Raw genomic sequence first — 20,843 nt, forward strand, 5'->3', positions numbered from 1 at the left:
CAGTCGGGTCTTTCTAGAATAATAGGACGCGGATGAAACTGATTTATTTTCGCAAAAGCGCGGATTGACACGGATTTTATTCTATTCAATATAAAAAAATCCGTTTTATCAGCGTCTTCGCAAAACGAATACGTAAAATCAGCGTCAAAATTAAATAGGATGTTAATAATATCCGACCCGTTAGAAACATCAATATGGAAAAAAGAAAAATTGAAATAATGGATACGACACTTCGTGATGGTGAACAAACCTCAGGAGTATCTTTTTCTGCTGCGGAAAAACTAACCATTGCGCAATTGTTGTTGGAGGAATTAAATATTGATAGAATCGAAATTGCTTCGGCGCGAGTGAGCGAAGGAGAATTTCAAGCCGTAAAAGGCATTACTTCATGGGCTGAAGAAAGAGGCTATATTGACCGAATTGAAGTGCTAACGTTTGTTGACGGAGGCGTTTCAATCGACTGGATGAAAAAGGCCGGTGCCAAAGTGCAAAATTTATTGACCAAAGGTTCAATGAATCACTTAACGCATCAGTTAAAAAAAACACCCGAACAGCATTTTTCTGAAATCGCTCAAATCATTGCTTTAGCAAAAGAAAACAATATCGAAACCAATGTTTATTTGGAAGACTGGAGCAACGGAATGAGAAATTCTCCTGAATATGTTTTTCAATTTCTAGAGTTTTTATCCACTCAGCCAATCAAAAGAATTTTACTTCCAGACACTTTAGGAGTTTTAATTCCTTCTTTGGCTTTTGAATTTATTTCAAACATAAAAGCAAAATATCCAAACATTCACTTTGATTTCCACGCTCATAACGACTACGATTTAAGCGTTGCCAATGTTATGGAAGCGATAAAAGCTGGAATCAACGGGCTTCATGTAACCGTAAACGGAATGGGAGAACGCGCTGGAAATGCGCCTCTTGAAAGTACTGTTGCTGTTATCAACGATTATTTACCACAAGTAAAAATCAATGTGAAAGAAACCTCATTGTATTCTGTAAGCAAACTGGTTGAGACTTTTACTGGATATAGAATTCCTGCCAACAAACCAATTGTCGGCGATAATGTTTTTACGCAGACAGCTGGAATTCATGCCGATGGAGACAACAAAAACAATTTATATTTTAATGATCTTCTTCCAGAACGTTTTGGAAGAAAAAGAAAATACGCTCTTGGAAAGACTTCTGGAAAAGCCAATATCGAAAAGAATCTTCAGGAATTAGGATTAAAACTAAACAACGAAGATTTGAAATTGGTTACCCAAAGAATTATCGAATTGGGTGACAAAAAAGAAACCGTAACTAAGGAAGATCTTCCATACATTATTTCGGATGTTTTGGACAGTCATACTTATGAAGAAAAAATAACTATAAATTCTTATATGCTGGTTCATTCTAAAGGAATGCGCCCATCTACGACTTTATCTTTAAATTTAAACGGAGAAATAATCGAAGAAAATGCACAGGGAGACGGTCAGTTTGATGCTTTTATGAATGCTTTATCGAAGATTTACAAAAGCAAAAAATTAACGCTTCCAAAATTGATCGATTATGCAGTAAGAATCCCTCCAGGAAGTAGTTCTGATGCATTGTGTGAAACCATTATTACATGGGTAAACAACGGAAAAGAATTCAAAACCCGCGGACTAGATTCAGATCAAACTGTTGCAGCGATTATTGCAACGCAGAAAATGTTGAATATAGTTACTTAATATAGGAACAAAGGTTCAGAGGAACAAAGGGACAAAGGCTAAAAATAGAGTTTTCATCCCAAAACCTCTGAACCTTTGTACCTCTGAACCTTAAAAAATAAATATAGAATGAAATTAAACATTGCCCTTTTAGCCGGAGACGGAATCGGACCAGAAGTAATTGAGCAAGCAGTAAAAGTATCAGATGCTATTGCACAAAAATATGGACATGAAATTACTTGGAAACCAGCTTTAACTGGAGCAGCTGCAATTGATGCAGTAGGAGAACCTTATCCAGATTCAACGCACGAAGTTTGTAAAAATGCTGATGCTGTTCTTTTTGGAGCAATCGGTCACCCTAAATACGATAACGATCCTTCTGCGCCAGTTCGCCCAGAACAAGGTTTGCTAAAAATGCGTAAAGCATTAGGCTTGTTTGCAAACGTAAGACCAACTTTCACATTCCCTTCTTTATTAGATAAATCTCCTTTAAAAAGAGAAAGAATTGAAGGAACTGACTTAGTTTTCTTAAGAGAATTAACTGGTGGAATTTACTTTGGAGAAAAAGGAAGAAAAGATAACGGAGATACAGCTTTTGACAACTGTGTTTACACAAGAACAGAAGTGCAGCGTTTAGCTAAAAAAGGTTTCGAATTAGCTATGACTCGTTCTAAAAAATTATGTTGCGTTGATAAAGCAAACGTTTTGGAAACTTCACGTTTGTGGAGAGAAACGGTTCAAGCAATGGAAAAAGACTATCCAGAAGTTGAAGTTAGCTACGAATTTGTTGATGCTGTAGCAATGCGTTTGGTTCAATGGCCAAACTCTTATGATGTATTAATTACTGAAAACTTATTCGGAGATATCTTAACGGATGAAGCTTCTGTAATTTCAGGCTCAATGGGATTAATGCCTTCTGCTTCTATGGGAGCTGAAGTATCTTTATTCGAACCTATTCACGGTTCATACCCGCAAGCTACAGGATTAAACATTGCAAACCCAATGGCTACTGTTTTATCTGCTGCTATGATGTTCGAAAACTTCGGATTAATGGAAGAAGGAAAAGCAATGAGAGATGCTGTAAATAAAGCTTTAGAAGCTGGAGTAGTTACTGAAGATTTAGCAGATGGAGGCAAAGCATACGGCACTAAAGAAGTTGGTGACTGGTTAGCTGCGAATGTATAAGAAATCGTAGAGGCGCACTGCAGTGCGTCTTCTCGTTATATTAGACGCACTGCGGTGCGTCTCTACAAAAAACAAAAAAAAGGGATCAACTTTCGTTGATCCCTTTTATATTTTAGAAAAAAAATATTAATATTCTCTTCTGTTTCCGCGATCTCCTCCGCCACGGTTGTTTCCAAAACCTCCACGATTGTTTCCTCCGCGGTTGTTGCTATTAAAGCTTCTTCTTTCGCCTTCTGGTTTTGGCTCAGATTTATTTACAACAATTGTACGTCCCGAAACAACAGCTCCGTTTAATTCGTCAATTGCTTTTTGGCCCTCTGCATCATTTGGCATTTCAACAAAACCAAATCCTTTACTTCTTCCTGTAAATTTATCAGTAATAATCTTAACAGAGTCAACTGTTCCATAAGCCTCAAAAGACTCTCTTAAATCTGCTTCCTCAATACTGAATGGAAGGCTTCCCACGAAAATATTCATAAATTATTTTTTATAATAGGAACAAATGTAACCTTATTTATCTCTAAACTACTATAATATTAATTTATTTAAGTTTTTATTTGGATTTGACAAAGAAATATTTAAACCAAAAACCTAATTAATAGTGAAGTTACTTCCCGGTGTTACTGGTATTTTATAGAAAACACCTTCTGTAAAATGCAATGTTTGCTTTTCGGCATCGGCATCAGCATTAATAGCTGTAAATTTAAACGTTCCTGAAATAGTATTATCAGTTGTATTATATTCTGTAACAACAATTTCCCCGTTTCCTTTATCTGTTCCTGTACTAAATTCTTCTTCTTGTCCTTTGTAAGTATTTTTATAAGTGGCTTTTGTAACATCATTATCACCTAAGATATAGGTCTTTACAGCTGGCTCAGGAAGCTGTAAACTTATTTGTTCGTAGCCTAAAGAACCTTCAACAACAAAAACCCCATTCGTCTGTATTCCAGAATTATAAGCCCGAGCCCTCCAAAAAGTATTATCTTTTAAGGTTTGAAAAGCTGGATTGTTAAATCTTATATCCTCTGTACAAGATGCAACTAAAAGTAAAAGTGATAAAAAGTAAAAGTATTTTTTCATATTTAAAATGAATGTTGGTGCAAAAGTATCGCATTAAGAGCTAAATACTTAAATTAAAAAGTCAAAAAAATGCTAAAAAAACAATCCAAATATATTTAATCTTTTTTAAAACGTGTTTTTCATAAAAAAATTATATCTTTGCGCCCTTAATTAACAGAGGTCGAGTACCTCAAAATTTAATCAGTAAGATTATGTCAGTAAAAATTAGATTACAAAGACACGGTAAAAAAGGAAAACCTTTTTACTGGGTAGTAGCTGCAGATGCACGCTCAAAAAGAGATGGTAAATACTTAGAAAAAATCGGTACTTACAATCCAAACACTAACCCAGCAACTGTTGAGTTAAACCTTGACAGCGCAGTTAAATGGTTACACAATGGTGCACAACCAACTGATACTGCAAGAGCTATCCTTTCTTACAAAGGTGCTTTATTGAAACACCACCTTGATGGAGGAGTTCGTAAAGGTGCTTTAACACAAGAGCAAGCAGATGCTAAATTAACTGCGTGGTTAGAATCAAAAGCTGGAAAAGTTGATGCTAAAAAAGAAGGTTTATCTAAAGCAAAAGCTGATGTGAAAGCAAAAGCTTTAAAAGCTGAGCAAGAAGTTAACGCTAAACGTGTTGCTGATGCTGCTGCTGCACAAGCTGAAGCTGCTGCCGCTGCTACAGAAGAGGCTGCTGAAGAAGTTGCTGAAGCTACAGAAGAAGCTCCTGCTGCTGAAGAGAATAACGAAACAACTGAAGCATAATTTTACTTAGCGATAATGCGTAAAGAAGATTGTTTTTATTTAGGTAAAATCGCTAAAAAATTTAGTTTCAAGGGTGAAGTCTTGGTCTATTTAGACACAGATGAACCTGAGTTATACGAAAATCTGGAATCAGTGTTTGTTGAAAGCAACAAACACTTGGTTCCTTTTTTTATTGAAACAAGTTCATTACACAAAAACGACTTTTTAAGAGTTCGTTTTGAAGATGTAAATACCGAAGAAGATGCAGATGCTCTTCTTGGCAGTCCTATTTATCTTCCTTTAACTATGTTACCAAAACTTACTGGTAACAAATTCTACTTCCATGAAGTTATTGGTTTCGAAATTGAAGACAAACGTTTAGGCATTTTTGGAAAAATAACTTCTATTAATGATTCAACTGCACAGCCTCTTTTTGAAGTTTTAAATGGCGAAGTTGAAATCTTAGTTCCGATGATTGATCAGTTTCTTGTAAAAATCGATCGCGAGAACAAAAAAGTAATCATGGATCTTCCTGAAGGTCTTATTGAGATGTATCTATAATCTAGTAATCAGTCTCAGTCACAGTTTTCAGTCATTACTTTTCGTAAATTTTTATTTTTTAATTTTTAGAAATGTCAACATTTAGTTTCAAACAATTTTCTATAAAACAAGATAAAACAGCTATGAAAGTTGGCACAGATGGTGTTTTACTTGGTGCTTGGTCACCTATTTATCATAATCCGTTTAGTGTTTTAGATGTTGGCGCTGGAACTGGAATTATTGCTTTAATGCTCGCTCAACGAACTCATGCAGAACAAATTGATGCGCTTGAAATTGATGAAGACGCTTACGAGCAAGCCGTAGAAAATTTTGAAAGTTCTCCTTGGGGCGATCGACTATTTTGTTTTCATGCTGGTTTAGATGAATTTATTGATGAACCAGAAGACGAATACGATTTAATCGTTTCGAATCCGCCTTTTTATGCTGAAGATTATAAAACAGAAAGCGAACAACGTGATTTAGCTCGTTTTCAAGATGCAATGCCTTTTGAAGAATTAGTCGAAGCTGCCGATTTATTACTTTCAGAAAATGGAATATTTGCTTTAATTATTCCTTTTAAAGAAGAAGAAAAATTCATTGCTCTTGCAAAAGAAGCAGAATTGTTTCCATTAAAGATTACTCGCGTAAAAGGAACTCCAAAATCAGAAATCAAACGCAGTTTATTGGCTTTTAGCCGAAATGAAGTTTCTGGAATTGAAATTGATGAATTGACAATCGAAATTGACAGACACGTTTATACTCCAGAATATATTGAGCTTACTAAAGATTTTTATTTAAAGATGTAAAAACATCTTTGTCAAAGTTTAAAGCTTTGACAAAGATTCTTATTTAGATTTTCTATTTCCCTTTTTTAGCAAAAAGAATTGCTCTTTCCAAAACCTCATCTTTTCCTTGCTGAATTCCTAAAATCGTTGGTTTCACCTCTATATCTGGAACAATTCCGATACGTTGTACTTCTTTTTTGTTTGGATAAAAAACTCCGTAACAAGTAAACGACGAAGAAAATCCTTTAATGATCAAAAATCTTGTATTTGCACCATCTGCGCCTCCTGTTTGAGAACCAATAATAGTCGATTTAGGGACGGTCTGTAGTGCCATTGCTGCATGTTCAGCATGACTAACTGCATTTTCATCAACTAAAACAATTACTTTTCCTTTATAATTATCTGGATTAACCTTTCCAATTTTTTCTTCCTCTTTTCTCCAAATATAACGACCTGGATAATTAACGTCTGGATCTACATACTTCACATATTCTACAGGTTCAGGATTAAGCCAATCTGCAAGCGGATATATTACATCATGAGGTCTTTTCCTATCATCAAAAATTATAGCAACTGTATTTTTAAGTGCTGCTATCAAATTTGGAAGATCTTCTTCTTTAACTTCTCCAAAATTTACATATCCAATATTTCCTTCCAGAATTTTCCATTTTTCCTGATCAGGAAATTGAATTTTTAAATCTTGATATTTGTATCGATTTATTGTTTTTACCGCTGTTTTTCCATCTCGGATGAATTCAATCTCGAAAGTTGGTGTTTTTCCATTAAAGATTGCCCAATAGGCATTTTTTAAAACCGAAGGTTCATTTGACCCTTCAACATATTTCGAATTTTCTTTTAAAAGCTGGGCAATCGTTTTTCCTTCTACTTTTGTAATTACATCTCCAATTCTAAGATCGCTGACTTTTGCCAAAGAGTCATTTTTCAAACCTATAACAACGACTTTTTGATCAATAATTGTAACATCAACAGGGATAAATTTATCTCCAAAATAGTCCGACAATTGAGCCATACTAGTCGCGGCGTGAGTATCATTTAGCTTTACAGAGATCTCGCGCATTGCCAAAGTAAAATCCTTTTCAGATTCTGGCTTATAATATCTTGGCAGCATTTCATTTAATACTTTATCCCAATTTTCATCCATTTGATATTTATATGGAAAGAAATATTCGATGTAATTCCAATATCTAAAAAGGGCTAAAAGACGTAAGTTTTTATCAGTCCATTTAAAATCAGCATATTTTACTTCATTTTTAAATTGTAATGGAGGGCCATTACTGCCAAATTCATAAGCAACATAATACTGTTTTTCCTGAATTCTATTTTCTTCAATAAATTTCAATTTTTTCGAAAGTGATTTTGAGAACAATTCTTTATTATTGACCCACGACAAATCGAAGTTTTTATCAAAATATTCTTTTTTTACAACAGGTTTTAAAGATTCCTGTTTTTTAATTTCCCCCAAAGAATCAATCCAATTTTCTATAACAAGAGAAAAAGCTTCAGAAGTCTGAGCCTCTTCTACTTTTGGCAGAATTTGAAATAATTGTTCATCCCAGTTTTTACTTCCATCAGCAACATTTGGATGATAGTATTTTAAAAAGCCCCAAACTTTGCAAGTTGCTGCCAACTTTTGAGTTTCGGTAATTGGTTTTGAAAAAGAAAATTGAAATAATAATACAAAAGCAACAAGTAGTGTTTTTTTCATTGATTTAGTTTTGGGGTTTAGGTTAATTAGAATTAGTATTAAACTTGTTCAAAAATGTTCTTAAACTGATACAGGATTCGTTCAATTAAACGCAGATCTTCGGTTACAATTTCTGCGCTTCCTTTCATTTCCTGCTGAAAGTTAATTTGTTTGTTATAAGAGGTTTTTAATCCGTTTGGAAGCGCAACGTCAAGAAGCAAGTTTCCATCTTTATCTGGCACTAATGAAATATTTTTGATTTCGCCTTTTAAAACACCAAATTCCCTGTCAGGATAATTTGCTAAACGAATATTGACTCTTTGTCCTACTTTTATTTTTCCTGAATTTAAAGCTGGAGCTTTTACTTTTCCAATAAAAGTATTTTTAGCATCTGGAATTATAGAGAAAACATTATCGCCGACATTGATAGTCTGGTTTTCATTCCAAACCTGCAGAAAAGTAACCACGCCGCTTACCGAAGTTTTAAGTGTATAAGCCAATTCCCAGTCTTTTATGACTTTTTTCAGCTGATAAAAGGATTGTGCTACATTACGCCCTAAGTTAACTTCTTCTTTTGTGCTATTTATCTGCGAATTCTGGCTCGATTTTGTATTGTCAATCAAAGAGGACCTTAATTGGGAAATCGACGAAAGAAGGCTTCTATAACTCTTTTGTGCCTGAAGATAGCCAAGCTTTTTAGCTTCCATTTCCTGCGCAGAAATAATTCCTTTGTTAAATAGCACTTCAAAACGGGCAATTTCGTTTTTCTGAAGTTCCAATTCGCTTTCGTTCAAGAGCTTTTGCTGCTGTAAAATATCCAGCCTTTCCTTAATTTGAATTTTCTCCGAACTCTGCGCCCTGCTTTCGATTTCAAAAGGATGCAGACTTTCATTCAATTGCTGCGCCTGATAATCTTTCTGAAAAACCGCAAAAGCACTTTCAATTTCACCCAATTGCGTATTTTTTAATGATGCAAAAGGAAAAGCTTTTTCAGGATTATTAATATCATAAGCATCCACAATCTTTTTCAGCAGAAAAACATCTTTGTAATTCGCCGTATTTTCAATAATTGCCAGCGTGCTGTTTTTAGCAATCTGTGTTTTATCTTTTACTAAAATCGCTTCGATACGTCCCGAAGATTTCGATACTATTTTCTCTGGCGGAATATTAGTGGTAATAACAATTTCAGTACTTACAACGTCGGGATATTTGACAAACCAGGACACAAAAAACAGCATTATGATAATAGCAAATATCAAAACGGTTCCCCATCGTATCATCCAATGCGGCACTTTGGTCAGGATATCCTGAACCTCTTCGCTTCTTAATTCAAATGAGTCTTCTGTCATAATTAATTCCCTAATTGCAGCTGGTTTCTAACCAGTTCAAAATAATTACCCTTCTGTTCCACTAATGCCGAATGGCTTCCGATTTCGATAATTTTCCCCTTATCTAAAACCACAATCTGGTCGGCGTTCATTACAGTGCTCAATCGGTGTGCAATAACCACAACCGTTTTATCTTTAAAAAAGATATCCAGCTTCTTCATAATCTCCTTTTCATTATTGGCATCTAAAGCCGAAGTGGCTTCATCAAAAAATAAAATCTCAGGGTTTTTATAAACTGCTCTTGCAATCAGCAGACGCTGTTTCTGTCCAGTGCTCATTCCTATTCCCTCTGCTCCAATTTTGGTATTAAAACTCAAAGGAAGTCCGCTGATGTATTCTTTAATATTGCCAACATCTGCAGCATACATTAATCTCTCTTTATCAATATGATCCACTCCAAAAGCAATATTATTGGCAATTGTATCGCTGAAAATAAAACCTTCCTGCATTACAGCCCCAATATTAGATCTCCATGCTTTCTGAGATATATTTTTAAGCTGCGCGTTTCCTATTAAAACTTCTCCTTTTTCGGGTTCATAAAATTTCAGAAGCAGTTTCATTAAAGTTGTTTTTCCGCTTCCGCTAACGCCAACTATTGCGGTTACTTTATTGGCTGGAATTATCAGACTTAAATCATCTAAAACTGGAACATCTGAACCCAAGTATCTAAAAGAAAGATTTTTAATTTCAATATCGACATTTTGAGGCACTTCATTCGTCTGATGAACTTCCTGCTGTACTTCATCATCTTTCTGATGAATTTCAGACAGTCTGGCAAGAGATATTTTAGCATCCTGCAGTTCTCTCACAAATTCTATTAATTGCGTAACAGGGCCGTTTAAACTTCCTACAATGGCACTTATTGCCAGCATCATCCCTAGTGTAATAGAACCATCTATAACTAGTTTTGCCGAAAGCAGAATGATGAAAATATTTTTGAGCTCGTTGATTACCGAAGAGCCTATTGTCTGTGTCTGTTCTAAAACCAAGCCTTTTATTGAAACCCTGAAAAGTCTTGCCTGAACATATTCCCAGCCCCAACGTTTTTGCTTTTCGGCATTATGGAGTTTTATTTCCTGCATTCCGTTTATCAGCTCCATCACTTTGCTCTGTTCGTTGGACACTTCTGCAAAACGTTTATAATCTAAAGCTTCTCTTCTTTTCAGAAACAAAACTATCCAAACAAAATAAAGTACGCTTCCTGCAAAAAAGACCAAAAATATCTGCAGATTGAAATAGGCTAAAACTGCACCCATTACAAACATATTAATCACAGAGAAAAGCACATTTAAAGAAGATGTGGTCAGTATTTTTTCGATTCGGCGGTGGTCGTTAATTCGCTGCATGATATCTCCTGTCATCCTCACATCAAAAAAGGAAATTGGCAGATTCATTAATTTGATAAAGAAATCCGATATGAGCGAAATATTGATTCTAGTGGATAAATGAAGTAGAATCCAGCTCCTGATTAGTTCCAATCCAGTTCTTCCTGCAAAGATGAAAAGCATAGCAAAGAGAATCAGATAAATAAAATGGATATTCTGGTTCTGAATCCCCACATCGACTATGCTCTGCGTTAAAAACGGAAAGATTAAATTGAGTAAACTGCTTGCCAGAAGTCCGATAGCTAACTGGATCAGGAATGATTTGTATTGGAATAAATATTTAGAAAGAAAACCAAGTCCTAAACCAGAGTTTTCTTCCTTCTCGAAATCAGATTCAAAGAATTTTGGCGTAGCTTCAATTAAAAGTGCAATTCCTTCTTTTGTCTGGTCATCGGCATTATTCCCGATCCAAAATTTCACAAACTCTTCTTTATTGTATTCTAAAAGTCCAAAAGCAGGATCTGAAATATAATATTTGCCTTTTTTTATTTTATAAAGTACAACGTAATGGTCTTTATTCCAATGAAGAATACATGGCAAAGGAGCTTCTTCAATTCTTGTTACAGACAATTTTACCCCTAAAGTTCGAAATCCGATTTTTTCGGCGGCATCACTCAGAAAAAGCAAATTACTTCCTTCACGAGTTGTTTCGCTAAAATCTCTCAACTCCTGAATATTGATTGTCTTGCCGTAATATTTAGCAATAATTTTTAAACATGTTGGCCCGCAATCTTTATTATCTGCTTGTCTATAATGAGTGAATTTTTTCAATTTTAAATTAATTAAATCAAAAGCAATTTAACAATAAATTTCCTGACTTAAAGAAAAAGAAATAAAAAGTAAATTTAAATTAAAACAAAACACCAATCAAGACTATAAGTCACTGATTTAATGCGCTTTTATAGTCTTTTTTAGTTTATTGAAGTGATAAATAATTATTATTAATTTTAGTTTTGACTCAAAGCTCATCTTCTATAATTTCATTGATGTAAAATTTTAAGTCTTCCCTATAATGAGTTTTTGGGTAAATATATCCGTTTATAAATATTGCTGGTGTAAAAGTAAATCTATTTTGTTCACACCAAATATTAGATACTCTGTATAAATAATCTATTTGTTCCTGATTGTATTTCATCTTATATTTTTCCAACCATAACTCTATACTCTGATTATTAAACCAATAATTAAGAGCGTCTATAAATTCTCTCTCACCTTTTTGTAAATAGATTGATAGTAAAGTTCTAAAAAAAACCTTTTTCTTTTCTGTTTGATTATCAATATTTGTGTTTATGATAATTTTAATCTTGATATTTTCTCTATGAGATTCATAAATTTTTTCTAAAATAAAATGAGCAGTTTTACAATGGCCACAAAATGGACTTGTAATTATTGTAATTTCTGTTTTGCAACTATCATTTCCTAAAACAATCGGGCTATTTACTAATTCAACCTTTGGTTTGGACAGTAAGGAACTTTTAAACAGGAGATAATTTCTCATAAAACGATTTGCCTTTAATTGAAATTCCTTCAAATTTTTATGCTCAGTTAATGAATCTCTACCAATATACCACCCATATGAAACCAAGGAAAAATTTAAAGCAGTTATTGAAATATAATTTATTGATAACCTGCTATCACCGTTAAATAACAAATGAATAAAAACCAATTCAACAATAAGGATCAAACTTATGGATAAGCATATTGGACACCATTTTTTTTCAATTTTCATTTGATAGTAAATTGAAAGCAATATTAAAGGTATGGCCAGTGATAAAAATATTTTTTGAATTTGAAAAAAATCAATTATAGAATTTATAATGATTGAAAAGAAAAACAGAAAAAATTGAAACACAAAAAACACAAAGCTTACATCACTCAAATTTATATATTCGAATAGTTTCCATTTTTTTGAGCTTAAAACATCTGAACAACTTGATGTAGAAGAAATGTTGCAAAAATTATTAAAGAAATCACTTTTTGTACCAAATAAATTCTTTAATGATGCAATTGAAAAAATAATTCCTACTGTTGGAAATATAAAAAACAAATAGACTTTTAAATCTACTTTTAATAAAAATAAAACAACAAAAAGTAAAATTGTACATAATGCCGGAAAAAGAAGTTGGATTCTTTTTCTATTACTTTTTTCAATAATTTCTGTTTCAGGTTTTTCAACCAAAAACACTATTTCTCTCCAATTATTTTTCAATTGAAAGAGATCTAAACTTTTTATTTTATTTGAATCAAAGTAAATATATGTATGATCTTGAGTTCTCTCGACTAAATATAATTGGCTAGAATCATCTAAAAAAGTAACAAATCGATTTGGCAAAAATTCAAAAGAATCAAAATCTAACTTTAGAACACCATTTTCAACATCAAAAAAAGTAAGCGTATCTGATATTGAAAGCAATGTAGGATAATCAGGATGTGATTGAACTTGAAACAGAAATTCGGTTTTATCTATAGATATATTTTCTTTTTCTAAGTATTGAAAAAGATAATCAAAATTAGTCATAATCATTATGAAGGATGTTTACACTTTTATTTATGAAAAATTAGCAGTGTACATTGCTTAATTCTTAATAAGCACTGAAGGTTGTGTAATATAATTATCAAAATAACTTTTAATTTTATAAGCTTCAATTAATAATTTTTCTAGTTCTTCAGGAGTAACATTTTTTTTAATAACCTCACCTTTATTATTCAACAAATAATTGGTGGGAAAAGAAACTATTTTTTCTTTGGTCGCAAAAGTAGCGTTCTCATCTAAATAATTTTTCCAAGGTATTTTTTTTTCGACTACTCGTTTTTGCCAATAGTTTTTTACATTTTCTGTCTTATCTGTAGAAATGCTAATTATATTCAAGCCCCTTGAATTATATTTTTCATAAAGGTCAATCCATTTTGGAAGTTCTTCTAGACAAGGGCGACAACGACTAAACCAAAAATCAATCAAAGTATATTCTGATTCAGGCACTTGTAATGCTTCAGGTTCTAAATCAATATTTTTTAAAAGTATCTCTGGAAATTTATAATTTTCTTTTATACTTATTTCAGCAAACTCTTCATTTAAAATTTTCCAAAGTGGCTGAGCCTTCATTTTTTGCGAAAAAGATTTCATACATTTTTCATACAATTCAGTATGCCCTTCTTTATTAAATCTTCCAATTAAAAACCATAAAGCAACATATGAATCAGGGTTCTCTTCAATGTAGTTACAAAGTCGCACATCTAAACTTTCATCAAATTTGTAAAAATGGAGATTTTCTTTTCTATTCTTAAAAATATAAGGCAAGAATTTTTTCAAAAACTCTGTGTTAGTTTTCCCATTTGATACACTTAATTTATAGTTAGAATCAAAACTAATCTTTGTCGTACTAGAGTCAATAAAAAAGCAATCAATTCTAAATTTTCCATTATTCTTTTCACTATTTAAGTTCAACACATACATTTGCGGATAATAAGACCGAAAATTTAAATTAAACTCGTTATTAATAATTTTAGCTTTAAAAGTTTCATTTGAATAGTATTTTTTATCTAAAAAAGCTTCTGGAACAAAACATATTGTATCGTTAATATTGTCTTTTGTCAAAATAGTTCCGTGCAATTTAACGGCTGTCTGACTATAATTCAAAAGACTAAAACATAAGGCAAAAAGTATAATAATTTTTTTTGACATCTTTACTACTTAAAAAATAAGTTTCACTACTATGCTAGTAGTGAAACTATAATTCACATTACAATATTTTCAATGCTACGCGTAACAGCAGTTGTCACACACCCCAGTTTCTCCATCGGAAGTAACTGCACAACCCGAACTGCAAGAACTTGTCGATACACAAACACCTCCTTGTCTTTCAACATACTTTCCTGCTGTAATAATTCTCATTTCTTCTCTTGACAATTTCTTTACATTTTCAAGACCCATTTTTTGCAATCTTTTCATTTTCTTATTCTTTAGTTATTGATATTTTTTATTAAAAGGAATGCCTTTAAAAACAAATACTCCCTTTTAATTTTTCAAAAATCGTTAATTCTTTAAATAAAGAAAGAAATTTCTTAGGAATTTTTTAGGATATTTTTGAAATAGAGTGAAAATTATTAAGAAATAACTGTAAATTGCTTATTTATTTTCCTAAATATTATGTTACATAAAAATCTAGTAAAAGCCAGAAAAGAAAAAGGGTTCTCGCAAAAACAGATGGCTGACATGCTTGCCATGGAGCAGACAACCTATTCTAAAAAAGAAAGAGGAGTATCTCGAATACGAGAAAATGAATGGATGCAATTTGCAAAAATTTTAGGCAAAGATGTTGATGAACTTAAAGATGATATTTCTCAAGATAAGGAGAAGGACCACACTTTATATCTAAATATTATAGAGATTATTAGTAAATACAATCAAAAACTAGAAGAAGAGAATTCTCTTTTAAGAAGACAACTAGGCAAATAAAAAAACAGAGAAGACCTAAATCTTCTCTGTTTCAGTATTTATAAACAAATTTTTAGCAACACAATTTCTTTAGGACATGGCCGCGGTTTACCCTAACCAAATAAAATTAACGCGGCGGCCAACTCCTAAGAATCTCAGTACCAATCATCAATACTGAGAATATGCTCAATGTTCCACGATCGAGCGCCTATACATTCAAAAAAAACATGACTAAATTCTAAATAAGGCTATATCGTATTACTTTTAAAAAAGTTAAAAATTCAACAACAAAGACGACTTGTATCACAAATACCGGATGATGTATTTAGCGGACAAGTTTCGCCTGGTGGTATTAAAAAGCATCCTGCTTCTAATGCATAAATCCAACATTCTGGAATTCCGCCCTTCATGTTTTTCTGCTCACTCTTGCTAATACTCTGAGCACCATTTAGATCTAGAATTTTCTTTAGCATATTTAATACCATTTTATATATAGTAACAGAGGTTTTACTCTCTGTTACTATTTATATATTCAAATTAGCAAGCATAATATTTTTCGACCGTAGCATCATCACAATTTAGTTCAGTTGAAAATTCACTACCTAAAATGTTTTTCTGCTCTTTTTTAGTCAGTTTCTTAGTTTCTTTGCTCTTTAAAATTTTTTCTAACATAACTGGTTATTTACGTTTTCGGGTTTGAGCCTCAAATCTGTAAAAAAGTTGCTGCTCAAAAATCTAATCTTAACAGCTTCCAACATAGTTACTTGGTATGCAGTTCCAATAAGCTGGTACTGTTCCAAATTCTGTACATCTTTTAGCTTTAAATCCGTCATCACAAATAGGAGTGCTAGCTCCGTTCATTGTTTTTTGCTCATTAGCAGTTAATTCTACTGCACCTTTCAATTTCAAAATATTCTTTAACATAACTGCAGGTATTAGTGGGGTTAATATTATTTTTATTTTCCAAAGCAGAACTCTTGTTCTTACTTATGCGATTTTTTCTAATACTTGAACTTCGTCTACAAAATCATTTAAGAAATATTTCAACTCATTCAATTCATATTCGTTCGGAAACAGCCTTTCATTTACAATTTTAACCGGTGTATAATTAAAATTATTCATTGAACACCAATCGTATTGTTTTTGAATTTCTTGGCTTATCATCATACTTACAGAATCAACATTCCATTTTTTAAGCCATTTCTTGTGTATCATTCTTTTAATGTACCAATCTGAAATCGCTTCAACAGTTTTCCCTGGAGTTGTTCTGTTTATCGTTAAAAGTCTTTCAACAACTGCCTTATAAGGGTTATCGTTGTTTTCTGGATTAATATTAAAAAGAACGTTTAAATAAATTTTATCTGGAAACTTCATTACCAATTCAAATGCCTCTTGAAAAGTTTTATAACAATGTCCACAACTTGGGCTTAGAATCACAGAAAGTCTAACAGATGCACTTTTGTTTCCAAAAGTTAAACCTCTCAAATCTTCAAATCCTTTTGTATATTTTACTTTTTTAGATAAGAAATTTAATAGAGAATAATTTCTTTTAAATTTTTTAAGCTCTTTTAATGAGTTTTCATTGTCTAACATATTCTTGATCATCACTTTTACTACAGCCCAGATCGGAATTAAAAGCAAAAGAGAAAACACATAAGGAAAAATAGTATTTAAGCTAAAACTTAACGTAAAAAGATCTGATGAAAACCAAGCAATACTCTGAATTAAAATGATAAATGAAACTGCTAAACACATTACACACCATTTTTGAATTTCAAATTTTTGGATCCAAATAGAACAAACTACTAATGGAATTGCCAAAAGGCTTAAAAATCCAACAAATACAGCAGAGCTTGCTGGCGCTACTAAGATGGCAATGATACTAGAACTAAAGAATAATAATGGTAAATCTGAAAAGCTCAACCATTTATTAGCTATATCATCATTGAAGCTTATAACTGAATGACAAGAAGAATTAGAACTTAAATTACAGAATTTAGAAATCACAGTATTTTTGACTCCCCATTTCTGTTGCACAATAAAAATGCTTACAATTAAACCTATTACAGAAGTCACTAAAAAAACAGAACTTAATAAATTGTAGCCATTATAAAAAAATGACAATCCTGTTAAAAGTAAAAGCGGTAAAAAATATTTTATCCAATTGTACTCTACTTTTAAATTTTCTCTTGCAACAACATTATTTGGTTCGATCGCTACAATAACTCCATTCCAATCTAAAAGGAAATTGTCATAAGATAATTTCTGACTTCCTTTTTTTGATGTTGTAATGCGAACACCATTTTTAATCTTTTCTACAAGAATTAATTCATCTTTAAAATACGCCAAAAAGTTAGGTGGTAAATCTACTATTTGTTCTTTCGAAACTCTCACCGCTGCGTTCTCTACCGAAAGCAAATCAAACGAGTCTGTAATGGCAAACAAACTCGGATAGTTTGGATGAGACAAAAACAGATCCTTGAACTCATTTTTTATGTCTGAGTATCGATTGATTTGTAGAAATTTTTGGACCAGTTTTAGCATCGTTTTTGATCGTTTTTAAATCATAATTACACTGCAAATATTGGTGTTTTTATTGATAAAAATCGCATAAACACATACATTTTATTAATTATACCACATACAATTTATAAATTATACCAAGTATAGTACACATTACAAACTATTGTATACCAAATGATTACGCTTATTTTTTCTTTCTAAAAAGCTCACAGAGCCCATTTTCGATTAACGGTTTCGCTTTTTCTCTAGTTTTGGATAAGTAATAATCTAAACATCGAAAAACATGAAAATAAGGACAAGAAAAACTTATGATTTTGAAGAACAAAAATCATAAAAAAGAGGTTTAAAAAACGGCTTCAAATCGTCAAAAAACACCTCAAATCAGCAGCAAAAAACTCCCCTAAAAGCAAAAAGCAGACCATAATTTGAAAGTTTTACCTCACAAATAAGATTCGATTTTTTACTGCTTTTGACCAAAATAAAACCCAAAAAAACTTTTAGCATAAACCAATTTTCAGCGCTCTTTTTGTCGCATTTAATAAAGCTGAAAAAAATATTTATGAAAGATTAATAGTACAAAAATTTAAACTATAAAAATTTAAAAACATGAAAAATACAACATTAACATTAGGAGATTTTAAAGTAGAAACAATAAGCAAAGAAGCCCAAAAAACAATTAGAGGCGGAGGAAATGACACAAACAATCCTGTAAAAGGTGGTGGTGGAAATGGAAGTGGTGTGGTTAATCCTTAATTAATCAAATTAAAAAAATAAGATATAAAAGCAATCCAAAAAAAGAAAGATATGAAAACTAATTCACTAAAAATCGCAGATTTCGAAATAGAAAAATTGAATAAAGAAGCTCAAAAAATAGTAAGAGGCGGCGGGGATGAACCTACCGATCCTAACAATCCTGTAAAAGGCGGAGGAGGAAATGGAAGTGGCGTGGTTAAACCTTAATTAAAAAAATAAAATATAAAGCAATCCAAAAAAAAGAAAGATATGAAAGCTAATTCATTAAAAATCGCAGATTTCGAAATAGAAAAATTGAATAAAGATGCTCAAAAAACAGTAAGAGGTGGCGGAGATGACCCTACTGATCCTAACAATCCTGCAAAAGGCGGAGGAGGAAATGGAAGTGGCGTGGTTAAACCTTAATTAAAAAAATAAAATATAAAAGCAATCCTAAAAAAGAGAGATATGAAAACTAAAATATTGAAAATCAAAGATTTCGAAATAGAAAAATTAAATAAAGAAGCTCAAAAAACTGTACGAGGAGGTGATGACGAGCCTGTTGATCCAAAAAACAATCCTGCAAAAGGAAGCGGAAATGGAAGCGGTGTTACTGGTGGTTAATTCTTATTAATCAAAACATAAAAAATAGAATATAAAAGCAATCCAAAAAAAGAGAGATATGAAAACTAAAATATTAAAAATCAAAGATTTCGAAGTAGAAAAATTGAATAAAGAAGCTCAAAAAACTGTACGAGGAGGTGATGACGAGCCTGTTGATCCAAAAAACAATCCTGCAAAAGGAAGCGGAAATGGAAGCGGTGTTACTGGTGGTTAATTCTTATTAATCAAAACATAAAAAATAGAATATAAAAGTAATCCAAAAAAGAGAGACATGAAAACTAAAATATTAAATATAAAAGACTTCGAAATAGAGAAATTAAATAAAGAAGCTCAGAAAGTTATAAGAGGCGGAGATGGCGATCCTGTTGATCCAACAAACAATCCTGCAAAAGGAAGCGGAAATGGAAGTGGTTAATTCTTTTTTAAGAAAATAATGTAAAAACAACTAAACTTTTAAGACATGAAAACTAAAATATCAAATATCAACGATTTTGAGTTAGAAAAAATAGATAGAGGAGCTCAAAAAGTCATACGAGGCGGCGATGGCGATCCTGTTGATCCAACAAACAATCCTGCAAAAGGTAGTGGAAATGGAAGTGGTTAATATCAGCTTTAAATATTGTTCGCAAATTGAGCTGGAGAAACTCCAGTTCTTTTGCGAAACGATTTTGCAAATGAAACTGCATTTTTAAAACCTACACTCTCTGCAATTGCCTGAGTCGAATATTTACGATATAAATGATTAGTAATCATTTGATTAATAACATAATTAATCTTCAGCTCATTAGAATATTCTCCAAAAGATTTACCAAATCTTTTATTGACAACATAAGATAAATAGGTTGTATTGGTTTTGATTTTTTTGGCAACATACGAAAGCGTAAAGTCGGCATTTAGGTATTCTAGTTTATCTTCTAGTGCCAATAGTTTTTCTACAATTTTATTTTCTTTTGCCTCATCAATACTAAGATTTGCATTTTCCTTTTTAAGGAAAGCTTCTTCCAATTCCGGAATTTCCTCTACATATAACGTATTCTCAATTGCCACTTTTTCGATTTCAGCTTTTTCAATTTCTTTTTTCTCCAAATTAGCTTTAAATTCTTCAATTAAAGCATTCATTTTCTTTTGTGCTTTATTTTTATCTCGAATATTCTTAATTAGAAAAAATACAATTCCCACTACCAAAATAACATAGAAAACTTTTAGGGCTTTATTCCATAAAACCTCATACTTATACTTTTCCTGGATACTAATCATCTCATCACTTAGATTAGCTGTTCCTAATTTGTAATTAACTTCTAAAGCTTCTTCTCTTAAATCTCCTTCAAATTGCTCATAAGAATCCAAATATAATTTAGAGTGTTTGAATGCTAATTCAGGTTCATTTTTTGCATTATAAATTTTAGCCTGCAGGTAATTAGATTGAAAAGAAATTCTATCTATCTTTTTTCCTTTAACAGAAATAGAATCCACTTTTTTCAAAAAAACCAAAGCCTTGTCGTACTTTTTTTGAGAATAATAAAGATCCCCTAAATTGTAATTTGCAATTCTATAATAACCATCATCATTATTTTGTTTTGCATACATCGCAATATCAAAGTAAGTTCTCTCTGCGTTTTTAAAATCTTTCTTGTACAAATAAATATTTCCTAAACTAAGCGTAGAGGCAATTTTATTGTTTAAATAATTTTGAGAATAAGTTATTGCTCTTTTGTAAAAGTACTCGGCCGAATCTAATAAAATTGTTTTACCGCGTTCCTTCATGAAATATCCTTCATAGACATTTCCTAAATTGGTATAAATATTACTTTTATTATTTTGAAATTGGTCTTTTTCATATAGGCTTTCATTCTTATCTACAAAGTCACTATTCTGTCTAAGATTCTTAATAGCAAGTTCGTAGTTACCTACTTCTTCATTAACTAAAGCAATATTACTTTTAAATTTTACGATCTGTATAACATCAGATGTTTTAGTAGAAAGCCTAATTCCTTCCTGATAATTACTTAAAGCATTACTGAAATTTTTTCTTTTCCATT

The 20,843-nt window shown here is 31.9% G+C and carries 25 protein-coding genes; 13 read left to right on the plus strand and 12 right to left on the minus strand.

Features of this window, described 5'->3' with window-relative positions; all coding sequences use genetic code 11:
• Positions 1-194 precede the first annotated feature (194 nt).
• Positions 195-1,715 carry an alpha-isopropylmalate synthase regulatory domain-containing protein gene (locus tag DM444_RS09915; protein ID WP_111286134.1) on the plus strand — a complete coding sequence of 507 codons (1,521 nt, stop codon included), beginning with the start codon at positions 195-197 and terminating at the stop codon, positions 1,713-1,715.
• 108 nt (positions 1,716-1,823) lie between these two features.
• Positions 1,824-2,879, plus strand: a complete 1,056-nt coding sequence (gene leuB, locus DM444_RS09920) for a 3-isopropylmalate dehydrogenase (RefSeq protein WP_111286136.1) — start codon at positions 1,824-1,826, stop codon at positions 2,877-2,879.
• A 126-nt stretch (positions 2,880-3,005) separates the two neighbouring features.
• On the opposite strand, the gene DM444_RS09925 is transcribed toward leuB, so the two are convergent.
• The gene (locus DM444_RS09925) at positions 3,006-3,356 is read right to left on the minus strand and encodes an RNA recognition motif domain-containing protein (RefSeq protein ID WP_111286138.1); all 351 of its coding nucleotides are present in this window, start codon (positions 3,354-3,356) and stop codon (positions 3,006-3,008) included.
• Positions 3,357-3,470: 114 nt separating this feature from the next.
• Positions 3,471-3,959, minus strand: coding sequence for a DUF6252 family protein (locus DM444_RS09930; protein WP_111286140.1), 489 nt, complete (start codon positions 3,957-3,959; stop codon positions 3,471-3,473).
• A 191-nt stretch (positions 3,960-4,150) separates the two neighbouring features.
• Here DM444_RS09930 and DM444_RS09935 point away from each other — a divergent pair, with 191 nt between their 5' ends.
• The 3 genes from DM444_RS09935 (at position 4,151) to DM444_RS09945 (ending at position 6,033) form a co-directional block, all read left to right on the plus strand.
• Positions 4,151-4,708 (plus strand): 30S ribosomal protein S16, encoded by a 558-nt coding sequence (locus DM444_RS09935; RefSeq protein ID WP_111286142.1) that lies wholly within the window; start codon positions 4,151-4,153, stop codon positions 4,706-4,708.
• 15 nt (positions 4,709-4,723) lie between these two features.
• Positions 4,724-5,248 carry a ribosome maturation factor RimM gene (rimM, locus tag DM444_RS09940; RefSeq protein ID WP_111286144.1) on the plus strand — a complete coding sequence of 175 codons (525 nt, stop codon included), beginning with the start codon at positions 4,724-4,726 and terminating at the stop codon, positions 5,246-5,248.
• A gap of 71 nt (positions 5,249-5,319) precedes the next feature.
• The gene (locus DM444_RS09945) at positions 5,320-6,033 is read left to right on the plus strand and encodes a tRNA1(Val) (adenine(37)-N6)-methyltransferase (protein WP_111286146.1); all 714 of its coding nucleotides are present in this window, start codon (positions 5,320-5,322) and stop codon (positions 6,031-6,033) included.
• Between the two features lie 52 nt (positions 6,034-6,085).
• Here DM444_RS09945 and DM444_RS09950 read toward each other — a convergent pair whose 3' ends face one another.
• The 6 genes from DM444_RS09950 to DM444_RS09975 all read right to left on the minus strand — a co-directional run bounded on the left by DM444_RS09950 (position 6,086) and on the right by DM444_RS09975 (position 14,439).
• Complete coding sequence (locus DM444_RS09950) at positions 6,086-7,738, minus strand: S41 family peptidase (RefSeq protein ID WP_111286148.1); 1,653 nt, start codon at positions 7,736-7,738, stop codon at positions 6,086-6,088.
• A 38-nt stretch (positions 7,739-7,776) separates the two neighbouring features.
• A complete protein-coding gene (locus DM444_RS09955; protein WP_111286150.1) occupies positions 7,777-9,066 on the minus strand; it encodes an HlyD family secretion protein in 1,290 nt (429 codons plus the stop codon).
• Positions 9,067-9,068: 2 nt separating this feature from the next.
• Positions 9,069-11,261: a peptidase domain-containing ABC transporter gene (locus DM444_RS09960; RefSeq protein ID WP_111286152.1), complete on the minus strand. Its 2,193-nt coding sequence runs from the start codon at positions 11,259-11,261 to the stop codon at positions 9,069-9,071.
• A 187-nt stretch (positions 11,262-11,448) separates the two neighbouring features.
• Positions 11,449-13,014, minus strand: a complete 1,566-nt coding sequence (locus tag DM444_RS09965) for a vitamin K epoxide reductase family protein (protein WP_111286154.1) — start codon at positions 13,012-13,014, stop codon at positions 11,449-11,451.
• 51 nt (positions 13,015-13,065) lie between these two features.
• Entirely contained in the window at positions 13,066-14,172 is a 1,107-nt protein-coding gene (locus DM444_RS09970; RefSeq protein ID WP_111286156.1) for a TlpA family protein disulfide reductase, read from the minus strand.
• A 75-nt stretch (positions 14,173-14,247) separates the two neighbouring features.
• Positions 14,248-14,439 (minus strand): hypothetical protein, encoded by a 192-nt coding sequence (locus DM444_RS09975; RefSeq protein WP_111286158.1) that lies wholly within the window; start codon positions 14,437-14,439, stop codon positions 14,248-14,250.
• Positions 14,440-14,637: 198 nt separating this feature from the next.
• Between DM444_RS09975 and DM444_RS09980 the strand changes: the two genes are divergently transcribed.
• Complete coding sequence (locus DM444_RS09980) at positions 14,638-14,946, plus strand: helix-turn-helix domain-containing protein (protein ID WP_111286160.1); 309 nt, start codon at positions 14,638-14,640, stop codon at positions 14,944-14,946.
• Positions 14,947-15,462: 516 nt separating this feature from the next.
• Here the strand turns inward: DM444_RS09980 and DM444_RS23995 are convergent.
• The 3 genes from DM444_RS23995 to DM444_RS09995 all read right to left on the minus strand — a co-directional run bounded on the left by DM444_RS23995 (position 15,463) and on the right by DM444_RS09995 (position 17,370).
• Positions 15,463-15,597: a hypothetical protein gene (locus DM444_RS23995; protein WP_262510496.1), complete on the minus strand. Its 135-nt coding sequence runs from the start codon at positions 15,595-15,597 to the stop codon at positions 15,463-15,465.
• A 69-nt stretch (positions 15,598-15,666) separates the two neighbouring features.
• The gene (locus DM444_RS09990; RefSeq protein WP_111286163.1) at positions 15,667-15,849 is read right to left on the minus strand and encodes a hypothetical protein; all 183 of its coding nucleotides are present in this window, start codon (positions 15,847-15,849) and stop codon (positions 15,667-15,669) included.
• A 63-nt stretch (positions 15,850-15,912) separates the two neighbouring features.
• Positions 15,913-17,370 carry a vitamin K epoxide reductase family protein gene (locus tag DM444_RS09995; protein ID WP_239455652.1) on the minus strand — a complete coding sequence of 486 codons (1,458 nt, stop codon included), beginning with the start codon at positions 17,368-17,370 and terminating at the stop codon, positions 15,913-15,915.
• A 684-nt stretch (positions 17,371-18,054) separates the two neighbouring features.
• Between DM444_RS09995 and DM444_RS10000 the strand changes: the two genes are divergently transcribed.
• From DM444_RS10000 to DM444_RS23610, 7 genes are read left to right on the plus strand one after another with little or no spacing between them, the layout of a single operon-like run.
• Positions 18,055-18,201: an rSAM-modified peptide gene (locus DM444_RS10000; protein WP_111286167.1), complete on the plus strand. Its 147-nt coding sequence runs from the start codon at positions 18,055-18,057 to the stop codon at positions 18,199-18,201.
• Between the two features lie 51 nt (positions 18,202-18,252).
• Positions 18,253-18,408: a hypothetical protein gene (locus tag DM444_RS23760; RefSeq protein WP_204251677.1), complete on the plus strand. Its 156-nt coding sequence runs from the start codon at positions 18,253-18,255 to the stop codon at positions 18,406-18,408.
• Positions 18,409-18,450: 42 nt separating this feature from the next.
• Entirely contained in the window at positions 18,451-18,606 is a 156-nt protein-coding gene (locus DM444_RS10005; RefSeq protein ID WP_111286169.1) for an rSAM-modified peptide, read from the plus strand.
• Positions 18,607-18,648: 42 nt separating this feature from the next.
• Positions 18,649-18,804 carry an rSAM-modified peptide gene (locus tag DM444_RS10010; RefSeq protein WP_111286171.1) on the plus strand — a complete coding sequence of 52 codons (156 nt, stop codon included), beginning with the start codon at positions 18,649-18,651 and terminating at the stop codon, positions 18,802-18,804.
• A 58-nt stretch (positions 18,805-18,862) separates the two neighbouring features.
• Positions 18,863-19,018, plus strand: coding sequence for an rSAM-modified peptide (locus DM444_RS10015; protein WP_111286173.1), 156 nt, complete (start codon positions 18,863-18,865; stop codon positions 19,016-19,018).
• Positions 19,019-19,075: 57 nt separating this feature from the next.
• Positions 19,076-19,219: an rSAM-modified peptide gene (locus tag DM444_RS10020; protein WP_111286175.1), complete on the plus strand. Its 144-nt coding sequence runs from the start codon at positions 19,076-19,078 to the stop codon at positions 19,217-19,219.
• A 45-nt stretch (positions 19,220-19,264) separates the two neighbouring features.
• Positions 19,265-19,408 carry a hypothetical protein gene (locus DM444_RS23610; protein WP_162614947.1) on the plus strand — a complete coding sequence of 48 codons (144 nt, stop codon included), beginning with the start codon at positions 19,265-19,267 and terminating at the stop codon, positions 19,406-19,408.
• Between the two features lie 8 nt (positions 19,409-19,416).
• Here DM444_RS23610 and DM444_RS24090 read toward each other — a convergent pair whose 3' ends face one another.
• Positions 19,417-19,851, minus strand: a complete 435-nt coding sequence (locus DM444_RS24090; RefSeq protein WP_394364527.1) for a helix-turn-helix domain-containing protein — start codon at positions 19,849-19,851, stop codon at positions 19,417-19,419.
• Between the last annotated feature and the right edge of the window lie 992 nt (positions 19,852-20,843).

The sequence above is a fragment of the Flavobacterium ginsenosidimutans genome (genome assembly GCF_003254625.1).
Classification (GTDB): Bacteria; Bacteroidota; Bacteroidia; order Flavobacteriales; family Flavobacteriaceae; genus Flavobacterium; species Flavobacterium ginsenosidimutans.